At 47.6% G+C, this 14,305-nt stretch carries 13 protein-coding genes and 1 tRNA gene; 8 read left to right on the top strand and 6 right to left on the bottom strand.

The window, feature by feature from the left end:
• The first annotated feature begins 18 nt into the window (after positions 1-18).
• Positions 19-273, top strand: coding sequence for a hypothetical protein (locus ARCVE_RS00155; RefSeq protein WP_013682752.1), 255 nt, complete (start codon positions 19-21; stop codon positions 271-273).
• Here ARCVE_RS00155 and ARCVE_RS00160 read toward each other — a convergent pair.
• Positions 270-938, bottom strand: a complete 669-nt coding sequence (locus ARCVE_RS00160; protein ID WP_013682753.1) for a TrmB family transcriptional regulator — start codon at positions 936-938, stop codon at positions 270-272. The genes ARCVE_RS00155 and ARCVE_RS00160 overlap by 4 nt on opposite strands.
• Before the next feature lie 69 nt (positions 939-1,007).
• Between ARCVE_RS00160 and ARCVE_RS00165 the strand changes: the two genes are divergently transcribed.
• The gene (locus ARCVE_RS00165; protein WP_013682754.1) at positions 1,008-2,852 is read left to right on the top strand and encodes a COG1361 S-layer family protein; all 1,845 of its coding nucleotides are present in this window, start codon (positions 1,008-1,010) and stop codon (positions 2,850-2,852) included.
• Positions 2,849-5,026, top strand: coding sequence for an efflux RND transporter permease subunit (locus ARCVE_RS00170; protein WP_013682755.1), 2,178 nt, complete (start codon positions 2,849-2,851; stop codon positions 5,024-5,026). Before ARCVE_RS00165 ends, ARCVE_RS00170 begins: the two co-directional genes overlap by 4 nt.
• On the opposite strand, the gene ARCVE_RS00175 is transcribed toward ARCVE_RS00170, so the two are convergent.
• Positions 4,998-6,176: a DUF401 family protein gene (locus tag ARCVE_RS00175; RefSeq protein WP_013682756.1), complete on the bottom strand. Its 1,179-nt coding sequence runs from the start codon at positions 6,174-6,176 to the stop codon at positions 4,998-5,000. The genes ARCVE_RS00170 and ARCVE_RS00175 overlap by 29 nt on opposite strands.
• Before the next feature lie 81 nt (positions 6,177-6,257).
• On the opposite strand from ARCVE_RS00175, the gene ARCVE_RS00180 reads away from it, so the two are divergent.
• From ARCVE_RS00180 to tmk, 3 genes are all read left to right on the top strand, one after another.
• Positions 6,258-6,362, top strand: a tRNA-Asp gene (locus ARCVE_RS00180).
• A gap of 374 nt (positions 6,363-6,736) precedes the next feature.
• Positions 6,737-7,894: a radical SAM/SPASM domain-containing protein gene (locus tag ARCVE_RS00185; protein ID WP_048085395.1), complete on the top strand. Its 1,158-nt coding sequence runs from the start codon at positions 6,737-6,739 to the stop codon at positions 7,892-7,894.
• A gap of 109 nt (positions 7,895-8,003) precedes the next feature.
• A complete protein-coding gene (tmk, locus tag ARCVE_RS00190; protein ID WP_013682758.1) occupies positions 8,004-8,576 on the top strand; it encodes a dTMP kinase in 573 nt (190 codons plus the stop codon).
• Here tmk and ARCVE_RS00195 read toward each other — a convergent pair.
• From ARCVE_RS00195 to ARCVE_RS00210, 4 genes are all read right to left on the bottom strand, one after another.
• Positions 8,551-9,174: a 5-formyltetrahydrofolate cyclo-ligase gene (locus ARCVE_RS00195; protein WP_013682759.1), complete on the bottom strand. Its 624-nt coding sequence runs from the start codon at positions 9,172-9,174 to the stop codon at positions 8,551-8,553. The two genes, tmk and ARCVE_RS00195, sit on opposite strands and share 26 nt — an antisense overlap.
• Positions 9,175-9,182: 8 nt before the next feature.
• The gene (locus tag ARCVE_RS00200; protein WP_052302940.1) at positions 9,183-10,022 is read right to left on the bottom strand and encodes a CBS domain-containing protein; all 840 of its coding nucleotides are present in this window, start codon (positions 10,020-10,022) and stop codon (positions 9,183-9,185) included.
• A gap of 61 nt (positions 10,023-10,083) precedes the next feature.
• The gene (locus tag ARCVE_RS00205) at positions 10,084-11,067 is read right to left on the bottom strand and encodes an amidohydrolase family protein (RefSeq protein WP_013682761.1); all 984 of its coding nucleotides are present in this window, start codon (positions 11,065-11,067) and stop codon (positions 10,084-10,086) included.
• Complete coding sequence (locus ARCVE_RS00210; RefSeq protein WP_013682762.1) at positions 11,064-11,585, bottom strand: isochorismatase family protein; 522 nt, start codon at positions 11,583-11,585, stop codon at positions 11,064-11,066. Before ARCVE_RS00210 ends, ARCVE_RS00205 begins: the two co-directional genes overlap by 4 nt.
• A 199-nt stretch (positions 11,586-11,784) precedes the next feature.
• Between ARCVE_RS00210 and ARCVE_RS00215 the strand changes: the two genes are divergently transcribed.
• Positions 11,785-13,002, top strand: coding sequence for a phenylacetate--CoA ligase family protein (locus ARCVE_RS00215; protein WP_232215807.1), 1,218 nt, complete (start codon positions 11,785-11,787; stop codon positions 13,000-13,002).
• 1 nt (position 13,003) lies between these two features.
• Positions 13,004-14,287 carry an ABC transporter substrate-binding protein gene (locus ARCVE_RS00220; RefSeq protein WP_013682764.1) on the top strand — a complete coding sequence of 428 codons (1,284 nt, stop codon included), beginning with the start codon at positions 13,004-13,006 and terminating at the stop codon, positions 14,285-14,287.
• Positions 14,288-14,305: the final 18 nt, after the last annotated feature.

The following is a 14,305-nucleotide window of genomic DNA, read 5'->3' on the forward strand; positions in this document are numbered from 1 at the left end:
TCGCGCAGAGTAAAAAGTATGGGTGAGAAAATAAGAGATAGAGAACACCACGAAAGGCTCTTCAAAGCATCCATGAATCCCATCCGAAGAAAAATAGTCGCGTGTATTGGCATCCAGGGCAAAACGAGAGAGGAAGTTAAAAAAGAGCTCGAACTAAGCGACTTCCAGCTCAAATTCAACCTTGACTGGCTTATAAGCCAGGGATTTGTTATTGAGGAGGACGGCATATTGAAGCTGACGGACGATGGAATAGAACTACTTGAAGCGGGTTAACCTTTTTTCACCTTCTGCTTTATGAAGGTTTCAAGAAACTCCTGGTAAAAGCGGGCGAAACTGCCCGAGCCAATCATAAGCCAGAAATTGTTACCCTGTTGCAGGTATATCGCTGCTCTGTCGTCTATGAGCAGCATTCCATGACAAACACCTTCGATACTCTCGACGTCAAGTCTGAGGCTACCACTGACGTTTGGAGCCATAACCGTAACTTTGCACTTCGCGTTCTTCAGCAGTTCCTTCATCATGTCGTCAAAGTGTGTGGTTGCGACGATTATTTCCCGTCTTGCACCTTCAATGCTCTCTTTAAGGGCATTGATAGCAACTTCTCCAGTGTATATCCTCACAACCTCTTCCCTTTTTGAACTCTCAACACTCGGCAGCTCCCTCTTCAGAAACTCTATATTCTCCTTCAGCCTTCTCGAAAATAAGTTCATCAGCTCGTCTGATGGTAGAGCTCTGAATTTCATCGGCTTTCCGCCTGCCTGGACGAGTCCTTTCGCCATCAACCCTTTTACAACCTCGTAAACAGAAGTACGTGGAACTCCGCTTAGCTCGGCAATCTGCTTGGCTGTAAGCTCTCCCTCAGCAATGAGAGAAAGCAATACTTTAGCCTCGTACTCACTCAGTCCAAATGAGCGGAGCGCATCGACGAGTTTCTCCACAAACTTAAGGGAGGGCAAACATTATATAACTCTTGCCTGTTGTAGTCCCAACTACGACAGGTGATATGCATGAAGCGTGTGAGGTATACAGTCATCGCCGTCGTCGCGTTGATTCTGCTCGCTGGAAAGAGCTTTGCTCTCGATTACAAAGATGAACCGTACTTTACAGCATACATAGCAGGCAGTGATCACGTTGGGAAAGGTGAATCGCAGCTTACAGTCGTTGTTACGAATAACGCCATTCTTCGAGAAGTAACGTACAATGATTACACAGAGTATGCGTTTATAAGTTCAAATACAAACATGCTAACGACTGCCTACAACGTGAGCCTTAGTTTTGAGGGCTGTGATGGAATAGAGGTTCGCACACCCGGTCAGTACTTCGCAGCCTTTCCAGCAATGAAGCCTGTTCAGCTCCCCATCAGCATCAAGGTTAAGGAAGGAATCAAAGCCGGAGAATACACACTAAAGCTCAAGATAAGCTACGAGGTCATTGACTACGTGTTCCTCGACTCCAACTACTACCAGCCAACCCCAAGTTCCGTTACGAGCCAGATCCAGAAGGAGTACAATGATACCGGCACCCTGACGAAAACCACCGTGATAAACGAGACTGTTCTGCCAAAGCAGTGGTTTGACTGGATAAAGTACAAGTTCAAGAAGAAGGAACAGACCATAGAGTTACGTGTGGTCGTCGAGGAGGAGGACGTAAAGCTTGAAGTGGTTGGTGTTAAGGCCGAGAACTTCGTTGCTGGGGGCAAGGGGAAGTTAACCGTCACAATTAGAAATGCCGGGGAGAAGACGGCAAAAGATCTGTTCGTTATGCTCACCACACCTTCCGGCTTTACGTCCTTCTCCACCCTCACAAAGCCGCCCACAGAGGTTCCTGCCCAGACCCTTCAGGGCTTGCTCAGCATGCTCTCACCAATGGCCATGGGGCAGATACAGATTCCACAGTTCAAAATCCCCGAAGAGATAACAGCAGTACTTGCTAAGGGCACGTACTTCGTTGGGGATTTGCCACCCAACAGCACGGCAAACGTTACCTTCGTCGTTGACATCTCAACTGACGAGGCAGGCTACTATCCGTTCCAGCTCAAGGGTGTTTACGTTGACGAGTATGGAGAAGTAAAGCAGACACCCAACACCGCATTTGGTGTCTGGCTCGAAGAGGGACCAGAGGTCGAAGTTCTGAGCACGAACTCCTCGATATACGCAGGAAGCAAGGGTGAGCTGGAAGTTACACTTAAGATAAGCATGCCCGTTGAGGATGCGAAGCTCAGCATCTCTGCCAATCCTCCGCTTTCGGCGATAGTCAGCGAGTACTACCTCGGAGATGTTAGTGGAGAATGCAAGGCCCTTTTCAAGTTGAAGGCTTCACGGGACGCAGAAGCAGCAGTCTATCCAGCGAAGCTAAAGCTAACGTACAAGATAGGCGACAAAGAGGCAAGCAAGGAAGTTGATATCGGCGTTGCCGTTCACGAGCGCATGAAGTTTGGCGTAGAAGGTATGGGTGTTGTTCCCGCAGGAGAAGAGGCAATTGTGACTGTCAAGGTAAAGAACCTCGGTAGTTTTGAAGTTAAAGATGCCACTGCCCGCATTACTGTCGTTGATCCATTCTCCACAACAGACGATACGGCGTACATCGGCAGCCTGAAGCCGGGAGAGGAAACGAATGTTAGCTTCAAACTTAAGGCAGACAAGGATGCAACGCCGAAGCTCTACGCTCTGAACCTCGAAGTTAAGTACAAGGACCCTTCCGACGAATGGGTCATCAGTGAGCCTGTTAAGATGCCAGTAAAAGTCGTTGAGTCCAAGGGCATCCCCAAGGCTGCAATAGGTGTGATCGTGGTGGCAGCAATCGCCGTAGCGAGCTACGTTTACAGAAAGAGAAAAAGCGTAGAAAAAGCATGAAGCTATTCTCAATTTTTTCACAGGCCGTAAGGAGGCAGCCAGTCGCGATAATCGCCTTAGTGCTCCTTCTATTCTTCCTGGCCATGGAACTGAGCCAGCAGGTCGAGTACGCTCAGGGCTTTGATACGTACTTCAGCAAGGAGCACAAGGAGTACAAGCAGTACAAGCTCTTCACCAAAGACTTCGGGACTTCGATAGCCTCAGCCTACGTTTTTGTCAAAGGAGACGACGTCGTAAACTACGAAACTTTCGAGTACATGCTGAAACTCGGAGATGTTCTATCGACCATAGACGGAGTTGGGGAAATCAAGTCACCAGCCCACTCCATTGTCAACAGGCTCGGCTACCTGCCCCAGGACGAAAAAACTCTCGAAAGCTACGCTTACAAGCTCGCACAATTCTACATTCCAAAGAGGAGCTTCGCACTGATGGAAATAGAAATTACAGCATCGCAGGATAAGTACAACGTCATTGCCAAGGAGATCGAGAGAAAGCTACAGCTCGTTCCAAAGCCCACAGGAGTCGTTGTTGAAGCCACCGGCAATCCACTGGTGAGATACCAGGTTAACCAGGCCATATCGGGGAGCATGAAATCGATGGGAATGGCCGCAGTTCTTCTAATGGTCGTCATACTCGGCCTCGTTTTCAGGGGAGTTGTGAGTCAAAAGAGGTTCCTCATGCTCCCCCTCGTTATCTCGGTGTTTACCGCCGTAATGGCCTATGGCCTTATGCCAGTACTCGGCATACCCCTAACCGAAGTTACCAACGCCTTCTTCCCAGTTCTAATAGGACTCAGCATAGAGTATGCTGCCCAGTTCCAGTCGAGATTCGAGGAGGAGATGAGAAAAGGACGTAGCGCGTTCGATGCTGCTGAGAAGGCTATATTCAGTGTTGGAACGGCTTTAAGTCTTGCGATGATTACGACTGTTATCGGCTTCCTTTCAATGGTCTTCTCCGGCGTTCCCTCATTAAGCTGGTTCGGTTTTCTTTCGGCGATTGGCCTGATAATAGCCTACCTCCTGAGTCTCACGTTTTTGCCAGCTGTCCTCGTTCTTCTATCCGGCAGAGTTGGAGAAGTTAAAGAGAAAAAGGCGAAAAATCTCGAAACCTTTGCGAGAGGCGTTGCAAGGAGAAGCAATCTGGTTCTAATTCTAACGGTAGTCCTTGTCACTGCCGGATTCTACGGCTACAGCAACGTAGGAATTCAGACAGACTTCTACAAGTACATTCCGCAGGATTTGCCAGCAATCAGAAAAATGAACGAGCTGAAGAGCCTCGTGGGCAGCCAGGACAGAGTTATCCTCGTAATGGAGACAGATGGAGTAGACATGGACACAATCGAGAAGTTCGATGCCATGTGCAGATACGTTGCTTCTTCAGAGCCCCAGGTAACGGACTACAGCAACATAGCAACGCTGCTGTCGATGTACGGCATGCCAAAAAACGATTACCAGCTCGAAAACGTCCTCGATAGGCTTCCCGACGTGCAGAAAAAGAAGTACGTAAGTGGAGGCGAGCTTGCAGCCTACTTCACCGTTGCGCCTATGGACTGGCTGGAGTTCAAAGACCTCTATGAGAGAGTTAAAGAGGAAATAAACTTCTACGGGCTCGGACAGGGTTACTACCTGACAGGAGACGTCGTTCTCAAGATGTTCGTCGCAGACCTCATAATCAACGGCCAGAACAAGATGACTCTCGCGAGCTACGCTCTCGTATTTCTCCTGCTCCTCTTCGTCTACAGAAGTTTCAGCAAGGCCGTTGTACCGTTGTTACCCATAACAACAGTCATAGCGGTTGTGGGAGGTGTAATGTACCTCCTCGGAATAAACAGGACGCTCGTTTCCGCGAGCCTCAACTCGCTGACGATAGGTCTTGGTATCGACTTCTCCATTCACATCATGGAGAGGTACTTAGAGGAGCGGAGAATGGGAATGAGTCCAGAGGATGCCGTGGCGATTACGGTCAGCAATACCGGCAGAGCGATAATAACATCCGGCCTGACGATGGCCGGTGGCTTTGCAGCCATGATGGTTTCTCCATTCCCGATAATGAGGGATTTTGGCTTCGTAAGCGTTATTTCAATAATCTTCAGTCTCATCGCAGCTCTAACCGTCGTTCCAGCCTTCCTCGTTTTTATCGAGTCACTCAGAGCAAAAAGAATGCAGCAACAATAACAGCAACACCTATGACGGAGGGTATCAGGAGCCTGTAAACTCCTTCAACGTCCGCCCTGAAGTACTCGCATGTGAGAGCAAAACATAGATGCATTGGTGATACCATAACGCCGAGAAATCCGCCGGCTATGGCGAGCATGAGGTTCTTCGCAATCAGGCCATCGCCCACACCAGTAAAGGCGACGAGGAGAGGAAGAGCTACCGAGGAATAGCTAAGTTCAATACCCGTTGCGAAGCCGACGAGGAATGAGACTGCAAAAACAGCAATGGATGGCGGGAAGTTCAGCTCCCTCAGATGGCTGAAGAAGACCTCAGCGGAGTTTGTGTAAACTATAAGATCCTTATAGGCCATAACTGCAAATATCAGCAGGATTATTTTCACGTCAACAGTTCTCCTCAGAATTGAAACTATATCCCTCGGCTTTACCCTCTTGTGAATGTAGAGGATGGCGAGCGACAGAAGAAGAGTTACCAGCATATCAATTCTCAGAGCAATTGCAAGCAGGGCGACGAGCAGTATGGGGTAGGCAGACGCGATGAGTGCGAAAAAGTCCTTAAGGCTAAAGTTCCACTTGAAACCAAGATTCCGTGCAGATAGCAGGGCGAAAAAGAAGGCTGCTAGCCCTATAGGGTACGTCGCGAGGACTAGTTTCAGAACGCTTGTTTCTACAACAGCGGAAGCAATTATCAGATTCGGGTAGAGGGGCCAGACGGTAACCCAGACGTGTCTGAACCAGTAGTTTATGTACGTCGCTTCCTCGACAGTGATGCCATACTTCTTCACGAGGTCCCTTATCATTACAGCTGAAATCAAAGCTCCGCCGGGCATCGGGAGCAGACCAACGATTAAGGGAAGAACGGCAACGCTGAACTTTCCAGTCATTCTCTCAACGACATGCTGGAGGTTTTCAAGGAGTTTTAGGTACTCCATGGAGTAGCCGAGAGTAAATGCAGCAGTCACAAGGATAAGCAGGCGGAGAGTTGAAGGAGACGTCGAGGATCTTATGACTACTTCAAAGGTCTCGAGACCGACAGAAAGAAGGCCGAGGGTGATTGCCCCGGCGAAGATGGACAGACTGATGTTGATTTTTGCCCTTATAAGCAGAAGGATCAGCAGGATTGAGATGAAGAGGGCAATAGATGTATCCATAGCGTGAAGTTCGAGGAGGGATAAAAAAGCTTGCCGAGCGCAAAGTTTAAATGATGCATTGCTAAGGCTGGACTACCCAAAGCCCGGGTGGTGTAGCCCGGCCTATCATGCGGGCCTGTCGCGGGTGTTGTGTTCGGCAGCATCCGCAGAAAGCCCGCGACTCGGGTTCAAATCCCGACCCGGGCGCTCCTTTTTCATTCCAAAAACGAAATCGTAGTCACCTGTATTTGCCGAAATAAGGCCATTCAACGAAAATAGTGGCATTAATAGACGACTTATAGTTGTTCGAATTGTTAAGCCTATGGCGATATTTTGCGTCTATCTCTCCTTCGTTGTCAGGACTGCTGCATATACCGAATCCCAAGTTACTATCTTTGCAATTGAGTATCAACTACAGTCAAAACATCAAAGCACAGTAGAGGATGGAAAGAGTCCAGAACCCGCAGTATAGACTGTTTATTCTTTCAAAAACCAGGGATTATCCCAGTCAGGCTTTAGATTTATTTCCAGGAGTAGCTTTAAAAATAGCGCGATGCCTTACCACGGGGGAGGCGAAATCGGTGAAAATCCAGATAGAGGTAACAAATAGATGCAATTTCAGATGTAAATACTGCATAAGGAACTACTGGAAAGCTGATCTGCTTGATATGGACTTAACCATGTTCAGGAAAATTCTCGATAGTTTTGATGAAGTTGAGAGACTCATCCTTTATGGTTTTGGAGAGCCCCTAATTCACAAAAATATCGTTGAAATGCTGGATCTGGCAAAATCAAAGTCAGAAGTGCTGCTTACTACAAATGGTAGCATAAAACTGGATAAAGTCGTGGATAAGGTCGATCATCTGGGCATCTCAATTGATACTTTAATTCCGGGTGTTCTGGAGAGCATAAGGAAGGGTTCAAGTTGGAAAATAATTCGAGATAATATTGAGTATGCCATAAAGAGAACCGAGGTAGAATTAGAGGTCGTTTTAACAAAAGATAACATTGGTGAATTTGTTGAATTTGTTAAGTGGGCTGGAGAAATAAGCGCTGATGTTGCTGCAACGAATCTCGTTCCATACTGCAAAGAAATGTACGACAAGGTGCTGTTTGTTGAGCTGAGCAAAACCCCAGTAGAGATCTGCGAGAAAGTACTGGGTACAGACTACAACCGAATGAATGAACTTTTGAAGAGTGTTACGAGCTATTCTCACGATGGCATCAATGCCTACAACGAACTCTGGCAGAAGGTCAGATCAGAAAACTACCATTTGAACCTGCCTGCGATTATTGAGAATCAGCACAGGATAAAGCTGGCAAGAGAAGTGGAGAAAATATTCGAAGAAGCAAGAAAAATTGCAAAGAGCTACCAGATAAAACTTGATTTGCCAAACGTTTTTGCAGATGAGAGCAAAAGAGCTTGTCCGTATGAGGATACCATCTTCATAAGGTCTGATGGGAAAATTACACCTTGCATGGAGTTCGCGTATACTCATCCGCTGTACATCAACGGGCACAAGAAGATCGTAAATGAATACATCATCGGCAACATCTCGAGCTTTGATATGGAGTTTATGGAAATGAAGAAAAGATTGGTTGAGGAGTTCCCATGGTGTGGGGATTGTCAGTTTGCTGTCGGGTGCTGGTTCGTTGAGGAAGCTCTGGACTGTTACGGCAACTCTCCGTCGTGCAGCGAGTGTCTTTACAGCGCTGGAATCGCCAGATGTTTGATTTAATGGGCCTATTGCTTTTGTAAAATGGGTTAAAGACAGTGACAAAAAAGTTGAAAGGCACTATACTTTCACATCGAAAACTCTTAATTCGTCAGGGCACCTAATTCAATAGATGCTCATTGCTATCGAGGGCATAGATGGCGTTGGAAAAACGACGATAGCTAAATTCCTCAAGGAAGAGCTGGAAAAAAGGGGCTACGAGGTAGTTCTCCTGAAAGAGCCCACCAACAGCGAGTGGGGAAGGAAAATAAAAGCATCCCTCAACAAACGCCTGTCTGCTGAAGAGGAACTGGAACTCTTCATCCTTGACAGAAAATATAATGTGGAACATAATATACTCCCGGCACTCAAACAGGGCAAAATAGTCATAATGGATCGCTACTACTACTCGAACATAGCCTATCAGGCTGCAAGGGGGCTTGATGCGGAGAGGATAAAAAGGATAAACGAAGAAATTGCCCCCAGGCCGGACATCGTTATTCTGCTCGACGCCCCTCCTGAAATATGTCTCGAGAGAATAATGGAGAGAGGAGAGATTCCAAATAGCTTTGAAGACCCAGAATACCTGAAAAAGGTGAGAGAGATCTTCAAAAGTCTAAAGGATAACGTCGTTATTGTTGATGCAAGCAAGAGCATCGATGAAGTTAAGAAAGACGTTCTCAGGATCGTTCTCGAACGTATATGATTTCTTCCGGGGTGAGAATGACGTCAGCTCTGACATCGTGCTTCTCTACGAGATAACTCAAATCGTCGAAAATCTGGATGGGATGAGCTACAACAACGTAAATACAGTCTTCCGAAAGCTGTCCGTTCTCCTCGAGGATTCTGTATTCTCTGTCGCCGTATCCACTCCCCTTCCCGATCCTATTTCCAATTCTGTCGATGGCGACACAGCCCTGAATAAACACGCCTATGCGAACGTTCAGGTCTTCAGGCCTTACCTCATCTCCATACCTCATCATTCCCTTTATCGTAGCCATTTTTGGTGCAAGTTCTCTGCTTCTACTCCTCAGCATTAAAAAGCCAGTCAGGTGTGGCTTTGCCGCAACGAGGACTTTCCCATCCTCCAGCGCGATTTCCCTTGCCCTCCTTAACGGAGAATCTGGAGCGCAGAATACGGCGTTTGATTTTCTGTATTCGTCAAGCAGCCTGAGTCTCTCACACGCGTTGCTAGCTCCGGCAAAATTCGGTATTCTACCGTGAGGAGGTGGAAACGTCGAGTACGGCTTTATTCTCTCCCAGACGTACTCTCTAACTTCCTGCTTCGACCTGAACGCTACCATTCTGCGTGCTATTTCTTCAGCAGCACCTTTATGATATCCTTGTCGTGTACGAGGCCCATCAACCTGTTCTCAGCATCGAGCACTGGCATGTGATCTATATCGTTCCTGACCATCTCTCTCGCACACTTGGAAACGGGAGTTTGTGGATAAACGAAAACCGCCTTCTTCATGAAGTTCTTCACGGGCTCCTTTGGAAGCTTCACGACGCTGACCTCGAAATACTTTATCGTAATATCCCTTATAGCATCCCATGTCCACGCATCGTCTGTATCGCTGGATGAGGAATACTGAGTCTGCTCTATAAAGTCCTCAATGAGCGTCTCTGTAAGCATGATCTTCTCATCCACAACTCCCACAACACTCGCACTACTGTCGAGAACCGGACAGAGTTCGGAATTGCTGAGTCTCATTACTTCTCCGACGATGCTAAGGGGTGTTTCGTCCCAAACACATACAACACGGGGCGTTACGAAATCTTTAACTGGCATTTCTATGTTCATCTCGGCTATTTTGGCGATTATATCTCTAACAGTTATAATTCCGACGAGCTTCTTTCCGTCGAGGACGGGCAGCCTGCGAAATGGTGTTGTTGATAGTATCTCGACGACCTTATTTATTGAGTCCGAAGCCTGCACGGTGACTGGGTCAGGTGTCATTAAGAGGGCAAGCTGATCCTCCTCAATCTTTCTCAGAATGTCTTTTCTCGTGACAATCCCAACGAGTTCGTCGTTCTTCATTACGGGAACCGCAGATATTTCGTATTTTTTGAAAAGTTCCAGTACATTCTCTCTCGTGCCTGGAAGGGTGGCGTAGATCACATTTTTATTCATCACGTCCTTTGCCTTCACGTTGCATGGCAGAGATTTGATCTGATAAATATTTTTCCATACGGGGTTCGAAGTTTCAACCTCACTCGAAGTTCAAACTGCCAGCAAGGACTGCTTCGATGTCAGCCATACATGCTCTCCTGACTATGGACGCAAGAGGGTTCCTTACTCTTGCGAGGTTCAGCTTCTTATGGAACACAACCACGCCTGTTCTGCTGAAAGGCTTCCTCGTTGCAGCCCGGAAAAGTGCTTCGTCGTTTTTCAGAACGTAGGATGCAAAGCTTAACTCGTCGAGAATGGATGGCGTTGCAAGCATCACGTTGTCCGTACCTACCAGCCATCTATCGTAGCTGGCGAGGATTTCGTAATTCTTGGGATTAAGTACGTTGAAGAACGCGTTTGACCTCACGCACGAGACAATAGGTATTCCCTCATCCATTGCCCTCCTGAGCTGTTCAGCGGTTGCCATGTTCATGTGGACGAGGATATCCGGCTCTAACGCGAGAGCATCATCAACATCCTGAGAATCTACTTCTCCTGCATGTATTGCAAAAATTTTACCCTTCTTTGCAGCTATTTCCCGCAACTCCTCTGCAAATGCTTTTCCTACATCTCTCACACTGCTAATTCCAAATCCATCCGATATGTCTACGAGTTTCTCCGCTTCTTCCAGCGAGGAGGGTCTTGAAAGACCGACACAAATACCTCTTTTGTCCGCTTTTTTGAGCATCTCAATACCTTCAACGCCGCCTTCTCTAAAATCCATGACTCCTGTGCAGCCCGATTTGAATGCGAGGTCTATAGACTCGGCCATCGCTTCGGTGCATTCGTCTTTGAATCTCTCAAGCATCCTGAACTTGTAGCCGTTAGGGGCGACGATATCAATACCTCCAAATGGCGGGTCTTTTGCAACGGAGTCTCCGAGGTGTGTGTGAGCATTGAAGAAAGAGGGGCAGACTATGTACTCAGGCTGAACGTCTCTCTCCTCGAAAATAAGCTCCTCTCCTGCTATCAAAACCCCTCTAACCGTTCTTTCAGGAGTTACGAACTCGCACGCGTAGTTCATGGTTTCGACATCTTGACTACTTCGAGTATATCTTTAAACCTCTCGTGCTTCGCATCCTTCAAGCACTCGTAGATTGCTGCTTCGGTTGTTGTTATTTTTACTCCTTCCTGCATCATTCTCATCACTGCAGCCTGCTTGTCCACATCTTTCCTCGAACCCGTCGCATCTACGGCAACATGGACTTCAAAGCCATACTTTAACATGTCGAGGGCCGTTTGAAGGACGCAGATATGCGTCTCAATTCCGGCAAGCAGAAACTTCCTGCTGCCCATAATCTCATTCAAAAAAGACTGTTCACCCATGCAGCTAAAGCTCGTCTTCTTCACAACCTCAAAGCTGCCAGCAGCGTTCTTTACGTCTTCAACTGTCTCACCAAGCTTTTGTTGCTCCGTAACTGTGATTTTCAGGCCAAGGATTCGAAATGCTTTCACTAGCTTCACGACGTTCAGGGTTACGTCTTCAATTTCACTTACGTGAGGAGCAAGCCTCTCCTGCATGTCGATTACTACGAGGTGCATGCCTCAAATTCTGCAGACATGTGAAAAACTTTTTCGTCAAATATAAATATAATTAGACTTTAATCAATGTGAGTAGATGGGTCTATTCTCTTAAAATGCGATCATGCACTCAAAATAGGAAAAGTTTAAATACATACGAGTTAGCTCGCAGCACAGGGCAGGGATGGCTATGATGGAATTTGCAGAGAAAGGAGTAAAAATGTCGAGAAAAGAGATTGAAGAAATTAAAGAGAAAAGGTTCAGAGCCATCGTGAAGTACTCCTTCTGGCGCAGTCCTTTCTACCGCAGGAGGTTCAAGGAGGCAGGCGTAGACATCGACTCAATAAAGAGTGTTGAGGATATAACGAAATTGCCTCTGACTCTCAAACAGGATTTGAGAGATGCGTACCCACTTGGAATGTGCTGCGTACCAAAAGAAGAGATTGTCAGGATTCAGATGAGCGGTGGAACGACAGGCCAGCCTGTAATAATTCCCTACACCCGTAAAGATGTCGAGCAGTGGAAAGAGATGATGATGCGAGCGTTTTACATTGCGAACATAACGAGCAAAGACATCATACAGATAACTCCTGCCTTCGGGCTCTGGAACGGCGGTTTTGGTTTCCACTTTGCTGCAGATGCCATAAACGCCTTTGTTATTCCGATAGGAGCAGGAAATACGAGAAACCAGATAAGGTTCATGAAGGACTTCGGAACGACCGTTCTATGCGCTACGGCAAGCTACCCGCTGCGCATCGCCGAAGTAGCGGAAGAGATGAGTATCGACGTCAGGGAGCTGCCTTTGAGCAAGATGTTGCTTGGTGCTGAGCCATGGAGTGATGAGATGAGGAAGCAAATTGAGGAAACTTTCGACGCCATAGCCTATGACATTCCCGGTCTTACGGAGATGGGCGGCGTCGGGACTGTTGGTTTCGAATGCCCGATGCGTCATGGTTTGCACATGTGGGAAGACAACTACATAGTCGAAGTGGTTGATCCCGAGACCGGCGAGCCCGTTGCAGATGGAGAAGAGGGCGAACTCGTCTATACGTCACTTAACAGAGAAGCGATGCCTCTAATCAGATACAGGAGTGGAGAGGTCAGCGCTGTTATTAGCAGGGAGAAATGTGAGTGCGGAATAGAGCACATGACGATCAAGAGAATAAGGGGCAGAACCGACGACATGGTGATCTACAAGGGTGTTAAGTTCTATCCCTCGGACATTGAATCGATTCTCGCCACTTACGGTGTAAAGCACTACAAGATAGAGGTTGGGAACGGCATCGTCGTCAAGTTTGAGGGTAGCGAGGACGTTGCGAGGCTCGTTGAGAGAGATATAAAGGAGTTTCTCGGATTCAGGCCGAAACTCGAGGCTCTTCCAGCAGGAAGCCTTGAGAGGTTTGAAGGTAAGGCGAAAAGACTTGTGAGGGTGGATTGATATGACAGGCGGAATTAAAAAGCTGGCAATTCTCATTCTTATCGTCTGCCTCTTTGCTGGATGTGCCCAGCAGGAGGTAAAGCAAACTCCTCAGGAGGAAACGAAGCAGGAAGCTAAGCAGGAGGTCATAAAAGTTGGAGTTATAGGCCCCATGGATCTTCCGTTTGGCATAGCAGAGAAAAAAGCTGTTGAACTCGCTGCCGAACAGATAAATGCTGAGGGCGGCATTCTCGGCAAAAAGGTGGAGGTAATCGTTGCGGACACAAAGCTCAACCCGAACACGGCAACCTCTGAATTCAGGAGGCTCGTTGATGAGGAGTGCAGTGTAATCATTGGCGGTTTTGCAAGTGGTGTTTCGCTCTCGATGCAGGAGGTTATGGCAGAAACCAAAACTGTATGGCTTGCTGACGGCTCATCTCCAAAGCTCACCGAGAAGGTTAAGGAGGACTACGAGCACTACAAGTACTTCTTCAGGGCTGGAACGCTGAACGGAACAACTTTTGCGTATGACATATTTGATGCCCTGCACAACTACTACAATGGCAAGCTCGGTAAGAACTGGAAGAAGGTTGCAGTAATCAGAGACGATGCGGTCTGGACAGAAGGTGTGATGGCCGCTCTTCGCCCGATGCTGGAGTCCAATGGATACGAAATAGTAATGGATGCAAAGGTGCCAAAAGGCACCGAAGACTTCTCCTCGATCCTCTACGAGGCAAAGGACAAGGCTGACGTAATCGTTACCCTTCTCGCCCACGTAAACGGTATACCGCTCGTAAAACAGTGGAGTGAGATGCGCATACCGCTCCAGATAATAGGTCACGACCTCTCAGCAATATACCCGACTGCATGGGAGTCGAGCAACGGAAAAATAGAGGGAGAGGTGTTTATAGCCACGGGAGGAGCGATACACATTCCCGTTAACGAGAGGGCAGAGAAGTTTATAGAGGCGTGGAAGGAGAAGTACGGCAGCCTGCCGGATGCGAATACGGCATACGACATGTACGACGCGCTGTTCATTTACAAGGCTGCAGTGGAGCAGGCGGCGAAGGATGGAAAAGATCCGAACGACCCGGATGTTGTCGTGGAGTACATAGAGAAGTTTAATGCGGACAATCCGTTTGAGTGTGTCAGGGGTAAGCTTGCGTTCACAAAGTACCATGACCCAATGTGGGGCGATGAATACATCAGAAACTGGATTTGCCAGTGGCAGGACGGCAAGGTCGTCATAATCTGGCCTGAAAACGTAGCAACCGGAGAATACGTACAGCCAGAGTGGATCGAATAAACTGATAATTTTTCATCA

Source organism: Archaeoglobus veneficus SNP6 (assembly GCF_000194625.1).
GTDB lineage: Archaea > Halobacteriota > Archaeoglobi > Archaeoglobales > Archaeoglobaceae > Archaeoglobus_C > Archaeoglobus_C veneficus.

Bases quoted from the DNA above. Each gene is read 5' to 3' on its own strand.
- ARCVE_RS00210 (WP_013682762.1), bottom strand. From the start codon at position 11,585: ATGCACCTCGTAGTAATCGACATGCAGGAGAGGCTTGCTCCTCACGTA.
- ARCVE_RS00170 (WP_013682755.1), top strand. From the start codon at position 2,849: ATGAAGCTATTCTCAATTTTTTCACAGGCCGTAAGGAGGCAGCCAGTC.
- ARCVE_RS00215 (WP_232215807.1), top strand. From the start codon at position 11,785: ATGTCGAGAAAAGAGATTGAAGAAATTAAAGAGAAAAGGTTCAGAGCC.
- ARCVE_RS00155 (WP_013682752.1), top strand. From the start codon at position 19: ATGGGTGAGAAAATAAGAGATAGAGAACACCACGAAAGGCTCTTCAAA.
- ARCVE_RS00205 (WP_013682761.1), bottom strand. From the start codon at position 11,067: ATGAACTACGCGTGCGAGTTCGTAACTCCTGAAAGAACGGTTAGAGGG.
- ARCVE_RS00175 (WP_013682756.1), bottom strand. From the start codon at position 6,176: ATGGATACATCTATTGCCCTCTTCATCTCAATCCTGCTGATCCTTCTG.
- ARCVE_RS00220 (WP_013682764.1), top strand. From the start codon at position 13,004: ATGACAGGCGGAATTAAAAAGCTGGCAATTCTCATTCTTATCGTCTGC.
- ARCVE_RS00165 (WP_013682754.1), top strand. From the start codon at position 1,008: ATGAAGCGTGTGAGGTATACAGTCATCGCCGTCGTCGCGTTGATTCTG.
- ARCVE_RS00195 (WP_013682759.1), bottom strand. From the start codon at position 9,174: ATGGTAGCGTTCAGGTCGAAGCAGGAAGTTAGAGAGTACGTCTGGGAG.
- tmk (WP_013682758.1), top strand. From the start codon at position 8,004: ATGCTCATTGCTATCGAGGGCATAGATGGCGTTGGAAAAACGACGATA.